We start from the raw sequence: 20,100 nt of genomic DNA, 5'->3' as shown, positions 1-20,100 counted from the left end.
GGAAAAGGGTTGGCAATTTCTTACGATTCCGCTCACCGGTTAATCTATGATTCACTCCGTTGAGGCATTCTCGATTCCGAGCTGCTCCGGAGACTTGAAGCATGAGTTTCGACAACAATTATTTTAGCGCCGATCACAACGAATATTCGGCCAGGCCGCTGACCAAGGCGGGCCGCGGAATCCTGCGTCTTGTCCTGCTGTTCGGCTCCGCCGTCGTTGCGCTGGCGCTCATTGTTGTCCCGGTTCTCAACGATCAGGCGAACAAGGTCGCAGCCCAGTCGGTCCTGCCGGACGGGATCGACCGCACCATGACAGGTTCGATCAAGCGCAGCCCGAAACCGGTCTGCGTGAGCGAGGCGAATGGCAGCCATTGCTAGAGCATTTCCAGCAAAAGTGGAAACCGGTTTTGCGTAGGATAATGCGTAAAAACAAATAGTTAGAGCAGTTGCAACGATTCAGTCAAAGCAGGAACCGCTCTAACGTCGGTTCCCGCTTTGGCGAGACAGATGTCATTCTTCCCCGGCCTTCTTGAGCGCTTCGGCCAGCGAGGCTTTTGCAGAGCCGGGCTTCAGCGCCTTTTGCTGCGATTCGTGCGGAGCCCAGCCCGACAGCCAGATAATGGAGAAGGTGGCGCGGATACGCCCGTCCGGATCGGAAAAGCGTTCGGCATAGATTTCCGCTGCGCGCAGGAAAAGGCGTTTGCAAACCGGCTTTCGCGAACGGTCGCGCAGGATGTTCTGCATCCCCATGGCGCGCAAATCCGCCATCAGATTGAACAGCGAATCGTAGCGCACGGTAATGTTGTCGACATCCGTCACCGGCAGGGCGAAACCGGCGCGCTGCAGAAGGCTACCCACATCGCGCACGTCTGGAAACGGGAAGATGCGCGGTGAGGCGCCGCCGGTCAGTTCGATTTCCGCCTGAAGGAGACTTTCACGCAATTCTCCGAGCGTGCCCGCACCGCTCAAGGCCGCCAGAAACAGACCGTCGGGTTTCAGGGCGCGGGCGATCTGAACCATGGTTCCGGGCGTGTCGTTGGTTGCGTGCAGGGCCATCAGCGACACGATGAGATCGGCGCTTGCGTGTTTAAGCGGCAGCAATTCCTCGTCGCCGACGATGGCGGGGAAGGGACCTTGCAGGAAGCCTCTGTCCCGCTCGACGCGAACCACGAAATCCGCCTTGCCGGAACGTGCAATGGCGCCAGCGCCAGCCCCCGTATGCCCTGCCACATCGACAGCGACCGGAAAACGGCGTTCGACCGCGTCGAGGCGGTCGGCCAGATCGTCGGCAATGCGCTGCAACAGGAAATCCGCTCCCGGCTCCGCACGTGCGAGGGCGCGTCGGCGGAATGCAAGCAGGAGATCGCGATCGAAGATCGCGTTTTCGTCAGTCTGGGCGGGCATGAATTTCGTCTTCTCTTTCGAGCATCCGTCGGTAGAATGGTTGTGGGGATAGATGCATTCGAACGGGGGCGAATGCAATGGCAGATGACGATACACCGCATCAAACCTTTTTGCGCGGGGCCGGTGGCGCCCTGCGGCGTCTCGCGGGGAGATCTGTTCGTTCGGCGGCGGATATACTGTTTCCGCCGACCTGCATCGGCTGCCGCACGCACGTATCCGAACCGGGTACGCTCTGCCCGAAATGCTGGCCGGAACTGCGTTTCATCGAAAAGCCCTATTGTCCCGTGCTGGGCCTGCCCTTCAGCCATGATCTGGGCGAGAATTTCATGAGCGCGGAGGCGATTGCCGATCCGCCGCCATTTCGCCGGTTGCGTTCCGCCGTGCTGCACCGGGGTGCGGCGCAGCGCATGGCGGTCTCGCTCAAGTTCCATGATCGCGCCGATCTGGCCCCATGGATGGCCCGCTGGATGCAGCGGGCGGGACGTGAACTTCTGGATGAATGCGAGGTCGTCGTTCCGGTGCCGCTGCATCGCTGGCGGTTCTGGCAGCGGCGTTTCAACCAGTCGGCGGAACTCGCGCGGGCTTTGGCGAAGCTCGAATCGAAGCCCTTCGCACCGCAGGGTGTGGTGCGCACGCGGCGGACGGAGCAGCAGATCGGGCTTGGCATGAAAGAGCGCAGACGCAATGTCGATGGCGCTTTTCGCGTGCCGCAGGAACATGAAATTCATGTGCGGGGGCGACGGGTCTTGCTGATCGATGACGTCTATACGACCGGAGCCACGGTGAAGGCGGCGACGCGGGCCTTGTTACGCGGCGGCGCAAAAAGCGTCGACGTTCTGACATTCAGCCGCGTCCTGCCCGATTGAGCCCGATCGGGCCACACATTCTCGTGAGACGCCGAAGGGCTTCCAGATGACGGTATTGCCCCTTATATAGTGAGGCAACGAATGGAGTTTTCTATGATCAATGTCACTATCTACACGCGCCCCGGCTGCCCCTATTGCACCCGCGCCAGAGACCTTCTGACCCGCAAGGGCGTGGAGTTCAATGAAATCAATGCAGGCGCGACGCCGCAACTGCGTGCCGAGATGCAGCAGCGTTCGGGCCGCAATACGTTTCCGCAGATTTTTGTAGGTCCGGTTCACGTCGGCGGCTGCGATGATCTTTATGCGCTGGATGCCGAGGGCAGGCTCGATGCGCTGCTGAAGACCGGCGAACTGATCTGACATTTACGGGGAGGAACCGATGAGCATTTTTCGCGCTGCCGCTATCCAGATGCGTTCGGGGACCGATGTCGCCCGCAATGTGGAAGCCATGGAAAAACTGGTCGCGGAAGCGGCGGCAAAAGGGGCTCATTATGTCCAGACGCCGGAAATGACCGGCGCGCTGATGCGCGACCGTGCCGCGCTTTTCGCAAGCCTGCGCGACGAGGCTGGCGATCCGGTGTTCCGGGCCGCCTCGGCCCTGGCGGCAAAACACGGCATCTTCCTGCATATCGGTTCGACGGCAATCGATGCGGGCGGCGGCAAGATCGCCAATCGCGGCGGTATCTTTGCGCCGTCCGGCGACAGGATCGCAGTCTATGACAAGATCCATATGTTCGATGTCGATCTCGACAATGGCGAAAGCTGGCGCGAATCGGCAACCTACGAACCGGGCCGGGAAACCGCGATCGCCGATCTGCCTTTTGCAAAAATCGGCATGGCGGTCTGCTACGATATCCGTTTCCCGCAGCTTTTCCGCGCGCAGGCGCTGGCGGGTGCGAATGTGATCACCGGCCCGGCGGCATTTACGCGTCAGACCGGCGCGGCGCACTGGCATGTGTTGCAGCGTGCGCGTGCCATCGAGAATGGGGCATTCCTCGTTTCGGCCGCCCAGGGCGGCCTGCATGAGGACGGTCGCGAGACTTACGGTCATTCGATCATCGTCTCGCCCTGGGGCGAGGTGCTGGCCGAGGCGGACCATGACGAGCCGGGCGTGATCCTCGCCGATATCGACGTGGCGCAAAGCGCGGAAGCGCGTGCGAAAATACCGAACTTGAAAAATGCGCGGGAGTTCGATGTCAGGACTTTCTCCGCAAAGCAGAAAGAGGAAGCGTAAATTCCATGATCCGTTTTTCGCTTCATTGCGATCAGGGCCATGATTTCGAGGGATGGTTTCGCGACAATGCCGATTTCGACCGGCAGTCGGGGATGAAGCTCGTCGCCTGTCCGGTGTGCAACTCGCAAACCGTCCAGAAATCGCTGATGGCGCCTGCCGTCTCGACAAGCCGCGGCAAGGAGAAGATTGCCATGACGCTGGGCGAAACGCAGAAAAAGATACTGGATGAAATGCGCGAACTGAGCCGGAAGGTCCGTGAGAACACGGACTATGTCGGCGACAGGTTTGCCGAAGAGGCCCGAAAGATTCATTTCGGCGAAACCGAAATGCGTGGTATTTATGGCGAGGCTTCGCGCGAGGATGTGCACTCGCTGCTCGAAGACGGCGTCGACGTTCTGCCGCTGCCGGTATTTCCTGAAGACAAGAACTGATAGCAGCGCGGGAGGCGAGGCGCATGAAACTGACGGATTCTGCGCCTTTTTTGCTGATTGCGACCGGAACCCTTCTGGGCCTCATCCTGCCTCTCGGCAAGATCGCCGCGCAGGCGGGCGTTCCGCCCGCCATGTGGACCTTCCTGTTTTCGGCGAGCGCTGGTCTCATTCTTTCCGCAGTTCTCCTTTTGCAGGGAAAGAGTGTCGGTTTTTCCGGCGGAAGGCTGCGTTATTATATCTGCACCGCAATCATCTCCTATGCGCTGCCGAATCTTCTGATCCTGTCGGCCATACCCCGCCTTGGCGCCGGGTTTACCGGCATCATGTACACGCTGTCGCCGGTCATCACGCTGTTATTGTCGATGGGTTTCGGTCTTCGCCGTCCCAACGGGCTGGGTATTGGCGGTATTGCGGTCGGCTTTATCGGGGCGGTCATGGTGGCGATGACGCGGGGCGAGGTGGGGAAGCCCGCCGATCCGCTCTGGATCGGCGCCGCATTGCTCATTCCGGTTTTGCTTGCCGCAGGCAATATCTATCGTACGCTTGACTGGCCGAAAAATTCCGATCCGACCGAGCTTGCTGCCGGAAGCCATCTTGCCTCGGCACTGATACTTTTTGCGGGCATACTGGTGTTCACGGGTCAGTTTCCGATTGAGACTCTTGCGTTTGCGCCGTGGGCCGCTGTCGCGCAGTCCATTGCATCGGCGGGCATGTTCGCGCTGTTCTTCCGGCTACAAGCGGTTGGTGGTCCGGTCTATCTCAGCCAGATCGGCTATGTCGCGGCGGCGCTCGGCCTGATTTCGGGAACATTGTTCCTTGGCGAACATTATCCGCCGTTGACCTGGATCGGAGCATTTGTGATCTGCGTGGGCGTGGCCATGACGACGCGCGCGCAAAGAGGCTGATGGGATCAGGCCGGACGTTCGGCCAGAACCATATAGTTCACATCGGTGTCGCGTGAGCGGCTCCAGCTATCGGCCAGCGGATTATAGGTCACGCCGAGCTTGTCGATGAGACGCAGGCCCGCCTTGGAAAGGGCGGCTTCCAGCTCTTCCGGGCGCACCAGCTTTTCATATTGATGCGTGCCGCGCGGCAGCCAGCGCAGCACATATTCCGCACCGATGATCGCCAGACCGTAGGCTTTCAGGGTGCGATTGATGGTGGCGACGAACATCAGCCCGCCGGGCTTCACCATTTCGGCTGTCGCCGACATGAACAGATCGACGTCGGAGACGTGTTCCACCACTTCCATGTTGAGCACCACGTCGAATTTTTCGCCGGCTTCGGCAAGCGCTTCAGCGGTCGTGGCACGGTAGTCCACCTCGACACCGCTCTGCGCGGCATGGATTTTGGCGACTTCGATATTGGTGGCGGAGGCGTCGGCCCCGATCACCGTCGCGCCAAGGCGCGCCATCGGCTCGCATAAGAGCCCGCCGCCGCAGCCTATATCGAGCAGGCGAAGGCCTTCGAAGGGGCGCGGCGCATTCGGATCGCGACCGAATTTGGCGCAGATCTTTTCCTTGATATAGGCAAGTCGCGTCGGATTGAACTTGTGCAGCGGGCGAAACTTGCCCTGCGGGTTCCACCATTCCGCGGCGATGCGCGAAAAATGCTCGATCTCGGAAGCGTCGATGGTGGTGCGGGCGGTCTCGGTCATTTCATTCTCCAGCGATGGCCCGGCTCCTGCGGCGATGGCCGTGCTCTGCCTCCCAAGGTAATGGCTTAAAGTCAAGGCGCAAATCAATTTCTCGCTTTCGCGGGACCAAACCGCTACGCGGTCTTGCGGAACTACCGTATTTTGGCTATGTGACCCCGAGTTTGCCTGTCGCAAGATTATAAGGTTTCGGCAGGTGCCATTGTAATTTTCCAAACAGCGGGACCTATCCTTAAATGGCGCGCATCGTGATGAAATTCGGCGGCACATCGGTGGCCGATCTGGAACGCATCTATAATGTGGCGCGCCACGTCAAACGCGAGGTCGAGGCAGGCAATCAGGTTGCCGTGGTCGTTTCTGCCATGTCCGGCAAGACCAACGAGTTGGTGGGCTGGGTGCAGAACATGCCGAAGGTCTGCGGTTCCAGTTCGCCTTTCTACGATGCGCGCGAATATGACACTATCGTCGCGTCCGGCGAGCAGGTGACGAGCGGCCTTCTGGCAATCGCGCTGCAATCGATCGGCGTCGATGCGCGCTCCTGGCAGGGCTGGCAGATTCAGGTCCAGACCGATAATGCCCATGGCGCGGCCCGTATCCAGGAAATCGACGGCTCGGAAATCATCCGCCGCATGGAGATGGGGCAGGTTGCCGTCGTTGCCGGTTTCCAGGGGATCGGCCCGGACAACCGCATCGCGACGCTCGGACGCGGCGGGTCGGATACGTCGGCCGTGGCGATTGCCGCCGCCGTGAAGGCCGATCGCTGCGATATCTATACGGACGTGGATGGCGTTTACACAACCGATCCGCGCGTGGAGCCGAAGGCGAAGCGCCTTGCCAAGATTTCCTTCGAGGAAATGCTGGAAATGGCTTCGCTCGGCGCAAAAGTCTTGCAGGTGCGCTCGGTGGAGCTTGCCATGGTGCACAAGGTGCGCACCTTCGTACGCTCCAGTTTTACGGACCCCGATGCGCCGGGCATGGGTGATCCGATCAACCCGCCCGGAACCCTTATTTGCGACGAGGATGAAATCGTGGAACAGCAGGTCGTCACAGGTATTGCCTTTGCGAAGGATGAGGCTCAGATTTCGCTGCGGCGCGTGGCCGACCGGCCGGGCGTTTCGGCAGCCATTTTCGGACCGCTGGCCGAAGAGCACATCAATGTCGACATGATCGTGCAGAACGTGTCGGAAGACGGCTCCAAGACCGACATGACCTTCACCATCCCGACCGGCGACATCGACAAGGCGCTGAAGGTTCTGGACAATGTCAAGGGTGAGATCGGCTTCGACAATATCCAGTCCGAAACGGGCCTCGCCAAGATTTCGGTCATCGGCATCGGCATGCGCAGTCATGCGGGCGTTGCTGCCACCGCCTTCAAGGCGCTGGCCGAAAAAGGCATCAATATCCGCGCCATCACGACCTCGGAAATCAAGATCTCGATCCTGATCGACGGTCCTTATGCGGAACTCGCCGTGCGCACCTTGCACGCCGTCTACGGTCTCGACAAGTAATCGACCGACAGCTTCAACTCCAGGCAGCGCCGTGTGCCGGAAAAAGGTGCGCGGCGCTGCAACATTTTACGATACGTCACTATTTGTTCTGGACGCGCGTGTCAAAAATGCTCACAAAGGAATTGGCATAACGCTTCGCGGGCGAGTATTGGGAATCGGCTCGCGAAAGCGTTCCGGCAAACTGAAAGGAGCCCCCGACGATCATGCGTGAGCTGACAACCGGTCCCCGCGTACTGCTCAAGCGGTTGCGCGAATTGATGGCGGAACCACTGGAACCGCAGGCACGCCTTGACCGGATCGTTCGCGAAATCGCCCAGAACATGGTCGCGGAAGTCTGCTCCTTCTACGTGCTGCGCGCCGATGGCGTCCTGGAACTTTATGCGACGGAGGGCCTCAACCCCCAGGCCGTCCACCTTGCCCAGCTGCGTCTTGGCCAGGGGTTGGTCGGCACTATCGCGGCGAGCGCCCGGCCGCTCAATCTGACGGATGCCCAGAGCCATCCGGCCTTCGCCTATCTGCCGGAAACGGGCGAAGAAGTGTATAATTCCTTCCTTGGCGTTCCCGTTTTGCGCGCCGGTCGTACTTTGGGCGTTCTTGTCGTCCAGAACAAGACCAAGCGCGCCTATAGGGAAGACGAGGTCGAAGCACTTGAAACCACTGCAATGGTCCTGGCCGAAATCATCGCCACCGGCGACGGTTTGCGTCTTGCCCGTCCTGGCATAGAGCTTGATCTCGGTCGCCCGATGAGCGTGACAGGTCAGGCTTTCAACGACGGGATCGGCCTCGGCCATGTGGTCCTGCATGAGCCGCGCATCGTCGTCACCAATCTTTTCAACGAGGACAGCGAGACGGAGCTGAACCGGCTGGACGAGGCGCTGGGATCGTTGCGCATCTCCATCGACGACATGCTGTCGCGACGCGACGTGGCGGTGGAGGGCGAGCATCGCGAAGTGCTCGAAGCCTATCGCATGTTCGCCCACGATCGCGGCTGGGTGCGGCGTCTGGAAGAAGCCATTCGCAACGGTTTGACTGCGGAGGCGGCGGTTGAAAAGGTGCAGAGCGACACCCGCGCGCGCATGGTGCACCTGACCGATCCCTATATGCGCGAACGGCTGTCCGATTTCGATGACCTCGCCAATCGCCTGCTGCGCCAGCTTATGGGGCGCGATATCAAGACGATCGCCGAATCGCTGGTCAAGGACGCGATCATCGTCGCGCGCTCCATGGGGGCGGCCGAGCTTCTGGACTATCCGCGCGAGCGTCTGCGCGGCGTCGTGCTGGAGGATGGCGCCGCCACGAGCCATGTCGTGATCGTTGCCCGCGCGATGGGCATTCCCGTCGTCGGCCAGGCCAAGGGCGTCGTGTCCATGGCTGAAAACAACGACGCGGCCATTGTCGACGGCGACGATGGCGTCATGCATCTGCGTCCGCAGACCGATCTGGAAATGGCTTATGCGGAAAAGGTTCGTTTCCGGGCCCGGCGTCAGGCGCATTATCGCGAACTGCGCGACAAGCCGTCGATCACGAAAGACGGCATCGACGTTTCGCTCCTGATGAACGCCGGACTGTTGGTCGACCTGCCGCAACTGTCGGCGTCGGGGGCTGCGGGCATAGGCCTGTTCCGCACCGAACTTCAGTTCATGGTCGCCTCGACATTTCCGCGTGCCGAGCAGCAGGAACGGCTCTATCGCTCCGTGATCGAAGCTGCTGGCGACAAGCCGGTGACATTTCGGACGCTCGACATCGGCGGCGACAAGGTTCTCCCTTATTTCAGCTCGACAGTGCAGGAAGAAAATCCGGCGCTCGGCTGGCGCGCCATCCGTCTGACGCTCGACCGTCCCGGCCTGCTGCGCACGCAGTTGCGCGCGCTGTTGAAGGCGGCGGGCGGGCGCGAACTGAAAATCCTGCTGCCGATGATCACCGAAGTCAGCGAGGTCAAGGCCGCGCGCGAGATCATCGACCGCGAAGTTCGCCACCTGTCGCGCTTCGCGCATCAACTGCCCATGTGTCTCAAGCTTGGCGCGATGATCGAAGTGCCGTCGCTGCTCTGGCAGCTCGATGAGCTGATGTCGCTGGTCGATTTCATTTCCGTCGGTTCGAACGATCTGTTCCAGTTCCTGATGGCGACGGATCGCGGCAATTCGCTGATGGCTGGACGTTTCGACCAGCTTTCGCCCGCTTTCCTGCGGGCGTTGCGCCATATCGTGGAGACCGGCCAGCGGCATGGCAAGCCGGTCACCCTGTGTGGCGAGATGGCCAGCAAGCCGCTGCCGGCCATGGCGCTGGTGGGGATCGGCTTCCGTTCGATTTCGATGTCGGCGGCGGCAATCGGTCCGGTCAAGGCCATGCTGCACGCGCTGGATGCGGGCAAGCTCACGGCCCTGCTCGCCGAAGAGCTGGGCAAGCCCAACGGCGCGCATTCGCTGCGTGAACTGCTGACAGGGTTTGCCGAAGACAACGATATTCCGTTATAGCGAAGCGGACCGTTTTCACCGGTCGGGCGCGGCGCGCACGCGCCGCGCGTCTTTTGGCATTCGCTACGCACTGAAAATTTTTTAGGACATGACATGATCGCATTGCCGCAGGATCGGATGGACCAGCTCTTGAAGCGGTTCTCGATGATCGAAAGCCAGATGGCCGATAATCCGGATTCGGAAACCTATGTGAAGCTCGCATCGGAATATTCCGAATTGCAGGAAGTGGTCGGCAAGATCCGGCAACTCGCCGATGCGCGCAAGGAAGCGATCGACCTTGCGGCCATGCGCGACGACTCCTCCACGGATGCGGACATGCGCGCGCTTGCGCTGGAAGAACTGCCGGAAGTGGAAAAGCGGGTCGATGCGCTGGAGCAGGACGTGCAGATTCTGCTCCTGCCGAAGGATGCAGCGGACGAAAAGAACGCCATTCTGGAAATCCGCGCCGGCACGGGCGGGCTTGAGGCGGCGCTGTTCGCGGGCGATCTCTTCCGAATGTACGAGCGTTATGCCGGTGAAAAGGGCTGGCGGGTCGAACTGGTTTCGGCGAGCGAGGGCGATGCGGGCGGCTACAAGGAAATCATCGCGACCATTTCGGGCAAGGGCGTGTTTTCAAAGTTGAAGTTCGAATCGGGCGTGCACCGGGTGCAGCGTGTGCCGGAAACGGAAGCAGGCGGACGCATCCATACCTCCGCCGCAACGGTCGCGGTTCTCCCGGAAGCGGAAGACATCGATATCGAAATCCGCAACGAGGATATTCGTATCGATACGATGCGCGCTTCGGGCGCGGGCGGCCAGCACGTCAACACGACCGACTCGGCGGTGCGGATCACCCATATCCCGACCGGGATCATGGTTGTGCAGGCCGAAAAATCCCAGCACCAGAACCGCGCCCGCGCCATGCAGATTCTCCGCGCCCGCCTCTATGACATGGAGCGGCAGAAAGCCGAAAGCGAACGCTCGGAGGCGCGTCGCAGCCAGGTGGGATCGGGAGACCGCTCCGAACGCATCCGCACCTATAATTTTCCGCAGGGGCGCGTCACCGATCACCGGATCAACCTGACGCTCTACAAGCTCGACCGGGTGATGGAGGGCGATCTTGACGAACTGGTCGATGCGCTGATTTCCGATCATCAGACGGCGCTCCTGGTCGAACTGGGCGCCGGGGCGTGAACGACCTGCGCCTCGATCGCCTGATGGCGGAAGCACGGGCGAAACTGCGCGCGGCGGGGATCAACACGCCGGACCTTGATGCACGTCTGCTGGTCGAATGGGCAACGGGCACGACGCGGCTGGACCTGATTTCGGAACCTGAACGGATCGTGGCCCCCGTCGCTGTCGAAAAGCTCTCGGGCGCGCTGGACAGGCGTGCAAACGGTGAGCCGGTTCACCGCATCATGGGCGTTCGCGAGTTCTTCGGCCTGCCGTTCCGGCTCTCGGACGATACGCTCGAGCCGCGTCCCGACACGGAAGTGCTGGTCGAACTGGTCATTCCCGCCATGGAAGACCTTTCCGCCCGTCACGCTTCGGTCGAATTGCTCGACATGGGCACGGGCACGGGCGCAATCGTCGTTTCGCTTCTGCATCGTTTCGAGCGGGCGCATGGGATCGGCGTCGACATGGCGGAAGGCGCGCTGGCCATGGCGCGAATCAATGCCACCGCCAACGGGGTCGGTGACCGGTTCGCGGCATTGAAAAGCGACTGGTTCGCGAATGTGAGCGGACGATTTCATCTGATTGTCTCAAACCCGCCCTATATTCCGCACGACGATATAGCCGGGCTGTCGCGGGAAGTGCGCGAACATGATCCGCTTGCGGCACTCGATGGCGGCGCTGACGGACTGAATTTTTACCGGGCCCTTGCGCAGATGGCAGTCGAACACCTATATGTCGATGGAGCGGTTGCCGTGGAGATCGGCGCCGGACAATTCCAGGATGTCGAAGCGCTGTTTGAAAGCGCAGGATTTTCTCTCACGGGCCATGCGAGCGATCTCGGTGGCCATAGAAGGGCCATGCTTTTCAGACACGTATCGAATAGATGATTTTGATGCGATGCACTGTTAAAAAAACACTTGGAATTTGCGGCGAAGCCGTTTAGTTTCCGGCCACCGTATACAGCCAGAATGGTTTTGCCCGCTGATGGGCGGTAGCGGAAATGCTCCATGGCGATTTAAGGTCATGCTCCCCGAAGGGTTAATCTTCTGGGATGGCTTGTGCGGAAGTACACGACTTTCAGGCATAATCTCGAAGAGCCCGGCTTTTCGGAGTGTTTGTGCATTAAAGCCAATCGTTGAGTTTCGGTGGCGGGTGATGGTTCCGAGACTCAGGAGCAGTCGATGTGTGGGAAGTTTTTAGGGCGTGCTTCCTCCATGGCTCGATAGCGTGAAACTGGCAGCTTTTTGGCTGCGGGGGTTTCTACGCCCTTTAATCTGAAAAGAGATGAATATGAGGCCAGCACAGCAGAACAGGCGCATGCGCGGACGGGGGAATAACAATAACAACCGCAAGGGCCCCAATCCTCTGTCGCGCAATTACGAAAGCAATGGCCCGGATGTGAAAATCCGCGGCAATGCCCAGCATATTGCAGAAAAATACGCAACTCTCGCACGGGACGCACAGGCATCTGGCGACCGCGTGATGGCGGAAAACTATCTTCAGCACGCTGAACATTACAATCGCATCATCATGGCTGCCATGGCGCAGAATCCGGTGCCGTTACAGCGCGAGGAAAGCTTCGACGATGACGGCGCGGAAGACGAGGAAACGGGCTTCACGCTCGCTGCCGCGCCGCAGCCGGTCAACGGTTCCGGCCCGCAGCCGGTCATCGAAGGCACGCCTGCCGAGGTCGTCTACGGCGAAGAGGGCAGTGAGTCGGCCAAGTCCGGCGAAGGCCGTCAGCCGCGCGAGCGCGATAATCGCGACCGGCGTCTCGGTCGCGGCCGCCGCCCGCAGCGCGAACGCTTCAACGCGGAAGAACGCTCCGAGGAACAGGCGCAGGAAAAGCAGGACCAGCCCGCAGTCGAGCCTGCGGCCGCGGAAGCCGCAACGCCGGCTCCGGTGGCTGAGGCCGAACCGGTTGCCGCTCCGGCGGCCGAGGCTCCTGCCGCCGAAGAAGCCGCACCGCGTCGGGCCACGCGCCGTCCGGGCCGTCCGCGCCGCGCCGCCAAGGACAGCGGTGATGAGACGACGGTAACGGAAACCGCGAATTCGGATGTCTGAGCCTCGCTCATTCAGACGAACGTTCGAAGCGGAATTTCGATAATCGACTTTAGGGTCAGGACCTATTAATTTGGTGGAAATGGTGTGAGGCCATCCGTCTGGATACGAGGAGAAAAGGCGAAGGAAATGTGGTTCATTTTCGAGACTTTTCGACGCTGTAGCCGGGCGGATGGACCACATCCTTCGGACACCGAAATGCCAAGGCCGGAAATTGGCGATCTGCTGCGTCAAGCCGCTCAACCGGGGGAACCACCCCGTTTTTCGCGTCTTTCCTTGCAGTTCTTGTCATTTCAGGTGCCATTTTCATCAAATTAACAGGTCCTGACCCTAAAATGGCGCGGTTTCCGCGCCATTTTTATTTGGTTTTGCAAGTGCGTGTCACCCTTGCCGAACCCCGGCTCTCGTCCCATATGCTGTTTGGAAAAGGAGCTGCCCATTGCGGGGGCTTCGTCACCAAACATCTTTCGGCGCCGTTGACGGGCCGGAAGGCAAAGGAGACATGATGAATATCGAAAAATATACGGAACGCGTGCGGGGCTTCATCCAGTCCGCGCAGACCTTCGCCCTGTCGTCGGGCAACCAGCAGTTCACGCCGGAACATATATTGAAGGTTCTGGTCGATGACGATGAGGGGCTTGCCTCGTCGCTGATCGAACGGGCGGGTGGTCGGATTGCCGATGTGCGCATCGGCCTGCAGAATGCGCTCGAAAAGCTGCCGAAAGTATCGGGCGGCAACGATCAGCTCTATCTCTCGCAGCCGCTTGCCAAGGTTTTCTCGCTCGCCGAGGAACTCGCCGGTAAGGCGGGCGACAGTTTCGTCACCGTCGAGCGCCTCCTGACGGCGCTTGCGATGGAAAAATCAGCAAAGACATCCGAAATTCTTTCCGCTGCCGGGGTGACGCCGACGGCGCTGAACAAGGTCATAAATGACATGCGCAAGGGCCGCACTGCCGATTCGGCTTCCGCTGAAAGCAATTACGATGCGTTGAAAAAATATGCGCGCGATCTGACCGAGGATGCGCGTAACGGCAAGCTCGATCCGGTGATCGGGCGCGACGAGGAAATCCGCCGCACCATTCAGGTTCTGTCGCGCCGCACCAAGAACAATCCGGTGCTGATCGGCGAGCCGGGCGTGGGCAAGACCGCGATTGCGGAAGGGCTGGCGCTTCGCATCGTCAATGGCGACGTGCCCGAATCGCTGAAGGACAAGCAGTTGATGGCGCTCGACATGGGTGCCCTGATCGCGGGTGCGAAATATCGCGGTGAATTCGAGGAACGCCTGAAGGCGGTTCTGTCGGAAGTGCAGACCGCCGCCGGCCAGATCATCCTGTTCATCGATGAAATGCACACGCTTGTCGGCGCGGGCAAGACGGATGGCGCGATGGATGCGTCGAACCTGTTGAAGCCTGCGCTTGCACGTGGCGAACTGCATTGCGTCGGCGCGACCACGCTTGAGGAATATCGCAAATATGTCGAGAAGGACGCGGCCTTGGCGCGGCGTTTCCAGCCGGTCTTTGTCGATGAGCCGACGGTCGAGGACACAATCTCGATCCTGCGCGGATTGAAGGAGAAATACGAACAGCATCACAAGGTGCGCGTTTCGGACTCGGCTCTGGTGGCTGCGGCAACGCTCTCGAATCGCTACATCACCGACCGCTTCTTGCCCGACAAGGCCATCGACCTTGTCGATGAGGCCGCGTCGCGCCTGCGTATGCAGGTCGATTCGAAGCCGGAAGAACTGGACGAGATCGACCGCCGCATCATGCAGCTCAAGATCGAACGGGAAGCGCTCAAGGTGGAAACCGATGCGGCTTCGAGAGATCGCTTGCAGCGTCTTGAAAAGGAGCTGGGCGATCTTGAGGAGGAATCGGCGGAACTGACTTCAAAGTGGCAGGCGGAGAAACAGAAGCTCGGGCTTGCAGCCGACCTCAAGAAGCAGCTGGAAGAAGCGCGCAACGCCCTTGCCATCGCACAGCGCGGCGGCGAATTCCAGAAGGCGGGCGAGCTTGCCTATGGCACGATCCCGCAGCTTGAAAAGCAGTTGGGTGAAGCCGAAAGCAGCGAGAATAAAGGTTCGTTGCTCGAAGAAACCGTGACGCCCGATCATGTCGGTCAGGTGGTTTCCCGCTGGACCGGCATTCCGGTTGACCGGATGCTGGAAGGCGAGCGTGAAAAGCTTTTGCGGATGGAAGACGAGCTTGCCAAGCGCGTCATCGGGCAGGGCGAGGCGGTTCAGGCCGTATCGAAGGCCGTGCGCCGCGCGCGTGCCGGGCTTCAGGATCCGAACCGGCCTATCGGTTCGTTCATCTTCCTTGGCCCGACGGGTGTCGGCAAGACGGAGCTGACCAAGGCTCTCGCTTCGTTCCTGTTTCAGGACGATACCGCGATGGTCCGTATCGATATGTCCGAATTCATGGAAAAGCATTCCGTGAGCCGGCTGATCGGCGCGCCTCCCGGTTATGTCGGCTATGAGGAAGGCGGTGTCTTGACGGAAGCGGTTCGGCGCAGGCCTTATCAGGTGATCCTGTTCGACGAGATCGAAAAGGCGCATCCGGATGTCTTTAACGTGCTGTTGCAGGTGCTCGACGACGGACGCCTGACCGACGGTCAGGGCCGCACGGTCGATTTCCGCAACACGGTCATCATCATGACCTCGAATCTCGGTGCGGAATATCTCGTCAATCTCGGCGAGAAGGACGATGTCGATATGGTTCGCGATGAGGTGATGGGCGTGGTGCGCGCGGCCTTCCGCCCGGAATTCCTGAATCGTGTCGATGAAATCATCCTGTTTCACCGGCTGCGCCGTCAGGATATGGGCGCTATCGTCGATATCCAGCTACAGCGGCTCCAGAATCTGCTGGGCGATCGCAAGATCGTGTTGCAGCTCGAAGAGGATGCTCGCGAATGGCTGGCCAACAAGGGGTACGACCCGGCCTATGGCGCACGTCCGCTGAAGCGCGTCATTCAGAAGGAGGTTCAGGACCCGCTCGCCGAGCGCATCCTGCTCGGCGATATTCTGGATGGCTCGATCGTGAAGATAACCGCCGGTTCGGACAGGCTCAGCTTCCGTCCCATCCGGGGTATGTCCGAGGATGAAGACCGTAAGGTCGGCGAAGACGCCTGAGCCGATCCGAAGTAAAATTTCAAAACGCCGCGATCATACAGGTCGCGGCGTTTTTTCTGTCTGGTGTGGTTTACGGCTTATCGAGGGGGCATCGGCCATTTTCATGTCCAGTTCATCTGGCATCTGCTGTCATGGCATAAATCGGTTGTTAACCATATTTACGGCATCCATGATCTCTCGATCACCCAGGGCATTCTTCATGGCGCATTCCATTCGCATGTTTCGTTTCGCATTGTTCGCTTCCGTTGCGGCAACCGCCGTCCATGGCGCCGCGCGGGCTGACGAAAGCCATTCTGCTCCGGTCGCCGAACGTCCGGTGCAACTGGCGCAGCTTTACGATCCGGGCGAGGAGATTTATCGCGACCGACGGGTGCGGGTTTTCATCGACCAGTATGGACGCCGCATCACCATGGATCGTCGCGGGCGTATTCTCAGCGTCGAAGAAGCCAATAGCTACGATCCGAACGGTTATGACCGGCAGGCAGGACGTGCGCGACAGTCCGACGACAACTGGACGCTCGACGGTCCCGTCGATGGCGGTGTGCCCTATGACGGTTTCGGCAATGTGCCGGAAGACCCGAACTATTATCCGGCAGCGCCCACCGCGCCGCAATATGGCGGGAACCGCGACGGACAGGTCCAGCGATCGGAACTGCCGCCTGCGGGAGACGAATATCCCGACAACACAAATTCCGCCAATGCCGATCCGGGCTATGATGACGGCCAGAATTATGGCCGGCCCGGCTATGAGCAGCCGCGCGATGTTCCAAGCGGTGTCCCAAATCCGGGCGACATGGCGCCAGCCGTCGAAATGCCGAAGGGGCAGGGCGCCAAGGCGAGAATCGCGGCCTATCAGGTGCTTCTCGACCGGGCAGGCGCTTCACCCGGCGTCATCGACGGACGTTCGGGCAGCAATGTGGACAAGGCTGCTGCGGCTTACGGCGAATTGACGGGAAAATCCATCAATCCGGCAGACGAAGCTGCGGTCAATGCGGAGCTTCAGGCGACCGGCGGACCTGCCTTTACCGAATACACGATCACCAATGAGGATGTCGGTCGCCAGTATGTGGCTTCCATTCCGGTGGACTATGCCCACAAGGCCCAGCTTCCGGCCATGGCCTATACTTCGGTGACCGAAATGCTGGGTGAGAAGTTTCATACCGACGAGACCTATCTGAAAGAAATCAATCCCGGCGTGAACTTCAACCAGCCCGGCTCGGTCGTGAAGGTTCCCAATCTCGGCAAGCCCGTCCGGGCCAAGGTCGCGCGCATCATCGCCGACAAGGGGCGAAAGCAGGTTCGCGGCTATGACGAAAGCGGCAGGCTGGTCGTGGCTTATCCATCGACCATCGGTTCGTCGGATAATCCCTCGCCGTCAGGCGTCGTTCAGGTCCAGCGCATCGCGATCAATCCGAATTATACCTATAATCCCAAGATCAACTTCAAGCAGGGCAACAACGACAAGGTGCTGACCATCCCGCCGGGGCCGAACGGGCCGGTCGGCACGGTATGGATCGCGCTTTCCAAGCCCACCTATGGTATTCACGGCACGCCGGAGCCGTCGAGGATCGGCAAGACGTCGAGCCACGGTTGCGTCCGTTTGACCAATTGGGATGCGGAAGAACTTGCCAAGCTCGTCAAATCGGGCGTGACGGTCGAATTCACTGGATAGAGCGATTTCATTTAGAGCGCGTTTCGATCTGATTGAATCAGATCGGCGCTTTCGTTATCCCTTGGCCTGTCCGTTGGAGGCCAGCCTGGTGCCATTCTCGTCGCCGTTCAGAAGGACGTCGATGCGGTCGCGTTCCTGTTTGAAGGCTTCGAGTTCCTTGCCCGACAGCGCCTTGTTGTCGGGTAGGCGAATGCGCAGCGGATCGACCTTCGTGCCGTTCACGATCAATTCGTAATGGAGATGCGGACCGGTCGAGAGGCCCGTCGATCCCACATAGCCGATGACCTGTCCCTGGCGCACGCGCGCGCCGGGCCTGACGCCGCGGGCGATTGCGTTCTGGTGATTGTAGCTGCTCACATATCCATTGGCATGACGAATCAGGGTCTGGTTGCCATAGCCGTTGGACCAACCCGCTTTTTCAACCACGCCGTTACCGGCAGCGATGATGGGGGTGCCGCGCGGCGCTGCCCAGTCCACGCCCGTATGCATACGACTATAGCCAAGGATCGGGTGACGGCGCATCCCGAACGGCGAACGGAAGACCCCGTTGGGAACCGGATTGCGCAGCAGGAACTGTTTGGCGCTCTTGCCGTTCGGATTGAAATAATCGACGCTGCCGTCAGGTGCCTGATAGCGATAGAATTTCCGGGTCGTTCCGCTGAAATTGGCGGCGATGTAGAGAAGCTGCGAATCATTCTCGGATTTGTCCGGATCGTCCGGAAGCGAGAAGAACGCATCGATCTGATCGCTTGACGACAGACGCGACTGAAGGTCGACGTCGCTTGCAAGCATTTTTATAAGCTGCTCGCGCATGGTTTCCGTCATGCCATATGCGAGCGCCGCGCGGCTGACGCCGTCATAGACCGTGGGCAGGTTGCCGCGAATAGCGGCGGGGGCGGCATTGCCGTCGAAGGCCGTCTGTAGGAGCGGCGTTTCTTCGGGCTCGTCGGAGGGAACATATTGTCCGCGGTCGTTGAGCGCGACCGTGACCAGATGCGTCGTGCGATTATAGATGCTCGCCCTTACGATGCGGTCTTCGCCGTCACGCGTTTCAGTCCCGACACGCAGGACGCTGCCTTCCTTGAGACGGGGCGAATTCATCAGCTTTGCAAGCGAATCGGCCATGTTGGCGCTGTCGTCGCCGTCATAGCCGGCATCTTCGAGCGCCTGCGCGATTTCAGCCGTCTGGCGGAAGGGGATCAGCTCTTCGGAAAAACCGTCGCCGCTCGCTTCCTCGTCGCCACGCTGCGCGACGCTGACATTCTCCTGCGTGATCTTCACGCCGAGTGCCGGACCGAGCGCGAAGGGAGAGTCGGTGCCGCCGAAACGCGCCGGATCGACATAATGAAGCGAAGCGACCTGAACATCGCCGTCGGTGAGAAGCCCGCCCGTATCCCGAACGACCTTTTCCACCTCGTCGACCGTGAGATTGCTCGACGCATCGAATACCGTGCTGTTCAGGGGGAAGTCGACGACATGAAGGCTGACTTCGCTTTCAACCTTCGCACCATAGATCTGGCCTGCGTCGGTCGGCTGCGACGGGGCCGTTCCTTCGGAGAAGACGGTCATCGCGTTGAAAGCAGGATATTTGCGGGTGTTCGGGTGGTCGACCGCCAGCGCCATATGGACAAGTTCGAAGGGCCGGGTGCGGATGACCTCGCGCTCTCCCACCTTCTGCATGGTCGAAAGATCGAAGCGCCGCCGGTCGTTCGCCTTTTGCTGGGAGATCGTGCTGACAAGGCGGCCGCCCTTCGTGACGGTAACCTCGTCTGCCGTGCCCTGCATATCGTTGCGGGCGAGAATTTCAGGTGGCGTCGCCAATTGCTCGCGTCCGTCCAGGGCGGCGAAAAGCGCAACGCCGATAAGCATGCAGGATGTGACGCCGGTCAGAAAGGTCCCGGCAAGCCAACGGGCTGAAACCTCGCGGCGATCAGGAGGCCGCCGTCCGCCTACCGTAAGCGGGGGCTCGTCACCCGGATCGAGATTGTTCGGCCCCATCTCCGTCATGCCGCTATGATAAGTCCTTCTGCAAAAAACTGATTGCACAAATGTGCTTGAAATTGTGCGCCGGAAAAGCAGGACGATCCGCCGATCCGGTGCGAAGTGTCTTCCATCCTGTTGGAAGGTTCCCAAACGGGCATGTGAGTTTTGCCTGCCGCGGGAACGTAAGTCAACGACAAGACCGCCGGATAAGGATTTCCCACAGTCTCCGGTGGCCGGTTTGAAACGTTCCGGCGGAAGCTATTTCCGCAATAAGGCCGGTTTATGATCCTCCCAAGCTCTTTTGAGCGGGTTGAGGCAGGCATAATATAAGGGGAATACGTGGAAATCCGACGCCCTGTGGAAAGCTGTCAAAAAAACATCAAAAAACTTCAAGGGCGCTGTTGACAGCCGGGAGGGGTCCCCCCTATATAGCCCCACACAACGAGGGCGGCGACGCTGCTAGCGGCAGGTTGCTTCGTCCTTGAGTTCTGGTGAAAGCGGTTGACTTTGGGTTGGCTTGTGAGTAGGTGGG

At 60.1% G+C, this 20,100-nt stretch carries 16 protein-coding genes; 13 read left to right on the top strand and 3 right to left on the bottom strand.

The features are described 5' to 3' along the window. The first annotated feature begins 101 nt into the window (after nucleotides 1–101). Nucleotides 102–377 carry a hypothetical protein gene (locus tag FHS76_RS21170; RefSeq protein WP_183657876.1) on the top strand — a complete coding sequence of 92 codons (276 nt, stop codon included), beginning with the start codon at nucleotides 102–104 and terminating at the stop codon, nucleotides 375–377. A 132-nt stretch (nucleotides 378–509) separates the two neighbouring features. Here the strand turns inward: FHS76_RS21170 and FHS76_RS21165 are convergent, their stop codons facing one another. Then, nucleotides 510–1,403 carry a methyltransferase domain-containing protein gene (locus FHS76_RS21165; protein WP_183657873.1) on the bottom strand — a complete coding sequence of 298 codons (894 nt, stop codon included), beginning with the start codon at nucleotides 1,401–1,403 and terminating at the stop codon, nucleotides 510–512. A gap of 77 nt (nucleotides 1,404–1,480) precedes the next feature. Here FHS76_RS21165 and FHS76_RS21160 point away from each other — a divergent pair, with 77 nt between their 5' ends. From FHS76_RS21160 to FHS76_RS21140, 5 genes are all read left to right on the top strand, one after another. Then, nucleotides 1,481–2,269 carry a ComF family protein gene (locus tag FHS76_RS21160; protein WP_183657871.1) on the top strand — a complete coding sequence of 263 codons (789 nt, stop codon included), beginning with the start codon at nucleotides 1,481–1,483 and terminating at the stop codon, nucleotides 2,267–2,269. A gap of 93 nt (nucleotides 2,270–2,362) precedes the next feature. Beyond that, nucleotides 2,363–2,629, top strand: a complete 267-nt coding sequence (grxC, locus tag FHS76_RS21155) for a glutaredoxin 3 (RefSeq protein ID WP_183657869.1) — start codon at nucleotides 2,363–2,365, stop codon at nucleotides 2,627–2,629. A gap of 19 nt (nucleotides 2,630–2,648) precedes the next feature. Further along, nucleotides 2,649–3,503: a carbon-nitrogen hydrolase family protein gene (locus FHS76_RS21150; protein ID WP_183657867.1), complete on the top strand. Its 855-nt coding sequence runs from the start codon at nucleotides 2,649–2,651 to the stop codon at nucleotides 3,501–3,503. 5 nt (nucleotides 3,504–3,508) lie between these two features. Beyond that, complete coding sequence (locus FHS76_RS21145) at nucleotides 3,509–3,934, top strand: DUF1178 family protein (protein ID WP_183657865.1); 426 nt, start codon at nucleotides 3,509–3,511, stop codon at nucleotides 3,932–3,934. Between the two features lie 23 nt (nucleotides 3,935–3,957). Continuing rightward, nucleotides 3,958–4,839 carry a DMT family transporter gene (locus FHS76_RS21140; protein WP_183657863.1) on the top strand — a complete coding sequence of 294 codons (882 nt, stop codon included), beginning with the start codon at nucleotides 3,958–3,960 and terminating at the stop codon, nucleotides 4,837–4,839. Nucleotides 4,840–4,844: 5 nt separating this feature from the next. Here FHS76_RS21140 and ubiG read toward each other — a convergent pair whose 3' ends face one another. Beyond that, entirely contained in the window at nucleotides 4,845–5,591 is a 747-nt protein-coding gene (gene ubiG / locus FHS76_RS21135; RefSeq protein ID WP_183657861.1) for a bifunctional 2-polyprenyl-6-hydroxyphenol methylase/3-demethylubiquinol 3-O-methyltransferase UbiG, read from the bottom strand. A gap of 233 nt (nucleotides 5,592–5,824) precedes the next feature. On the opposite strand from ubiG, the gene FHS76_RS21130 reads away from it, so the two are divergent. The 7 genes from FHS76_RS21130 (at nucleotide 5,825) to FHS76_RS21100 (ending at nucleotide 17,585) form a co-directional block, all read left to right on the top strand. Further along, a complete protein-coding gene (locus FHS76_RS21130) occupies nucleotides 5,825–7,096 on the top strand; it encodes an aspartate kinase (protein WP_183657858.1) in 1,272 nt (423 codons plus the stop codon). A 203-nt stretch (nucleotides 7,097–7,299) separates the two neighbouring features. Then, nucleotides 7,300–9,570 carry a phosphoenolpyruvate--protein phosphotransferase gene (gene ptsP, locus FHS76_RS21125; protein ID WP_183657855.1) on the top strand — a complete coding sequence of 757 codons (2,271 nt, stop codon included), beginning with the start codon at nucleotides 7,300–7,302 and terminating at the stop codon, nucleotides 9,568–9,570. Between the two features lie 93 nt (nucleotides 9,571–9,663). Then, nucleotides 9,664–10,743 carry a peptide chain release factor 1 gene (prfA, locus tag FHS76_RS21120; RefSeq protein WP_183657852.1) on the top strand — a complete coding sequence of 360 codons (1,080 nt, stop codon included), beginning with the start codon at nucleotides 9,664–9,666 and terminating at the stop codon, nucleotides 10,741–10,743. A gap of 23 nt (nucleotides 10,744–10,766) precedes the next feature. Next, nucleotides 10,767–11,612 (top strand): peptide chain release factor N(5)-glutamine methyltransferase, encoded by an 846-nt coding sequence (gene prmC, locus FHS76_RS21115; RefSeq protein WP_183657916.1) that lies wholly within the window; start codon nucleotides 10,767–10,769, stop codon nucleotides 11,610–11,612. Nucleotides 11,613–12,015: 403 nt separating this feature from the next. Further along, nucleotides 12,016–12,789 carry a DUF4167 domain-containing protein gene (locus FHS76_RS21110; protein WP_183657849.1) on the top strand — a complete coding sequence of 258 codons (774 nt, stop codon included), beginning with the start codon at nucleotides 12,016–12,018 and terminating at the stop codon, nucleotides 12,787–12,789. Nucleotides 12,790–13,291: 502 nt separating this feature from the next. Then, on the top strand, nucleotides 13,292–15,913 hold the full coding sequence (gene clpB / locus FHS76_RS21105) for an ATP-dependent chaperone ClpB (RefSeq protein ID WP_183657846.1): 2,622 nt from the start codon (nucleotides 13,292–13,294) through the stop codon (nucleotides 15,911–15,913). 199 nt (nucleotides 15,914–16,112) lie between these two features. Continuing rightward, nucleotides 16,113–17,585 carry a L,D-transpeptidase gene (locus FHS76_RS21100; protein ID WP_183657843.1) on the top strand — a complete coding sequence of 491 codons (1,473 nt, stop codon included), beginning with the start codon at nucleotides 16,113–16,115 and terminating at the stop codon, nucleotides 17,583–17,585. A 54-nt stretch (nucleotides 17,586–17,639) separates the two neighbouring features. Here the strand turns inward: FHS76_RS21100 and FHS76_RS21095 are convergent, their stop codons facing one another. Continuing rightward, nucleotides 17,640–19,592 carry a M23 family metallopeptidase gene (locus tag FHS76_RS21095; protein ID WP_183657840.1) on the bottom strand — a complete coding sequence of 651 codons (1,953 nt, stop codon included), beginning with the start codon at nucleotides 19,590–19,592 and terminating at the stop codon, nucleotides 17,640–17,642. Nucleotides 19,593–20,100 lie beyond the last annotated feature (508 nt).

The sequence above is a fragment of the Brucella daejeonensis genome (assembly GCF_014199265.1).
GTDB lineage: Bacteria > Pseudomonadota > Alphaproteobacteria > Rhizobiales > Rhizobiaceae > Brucella > Brucella daejeonensis.
This window is presented reverse-complemented; position numbering and strand designations above follow the sequence as displayed.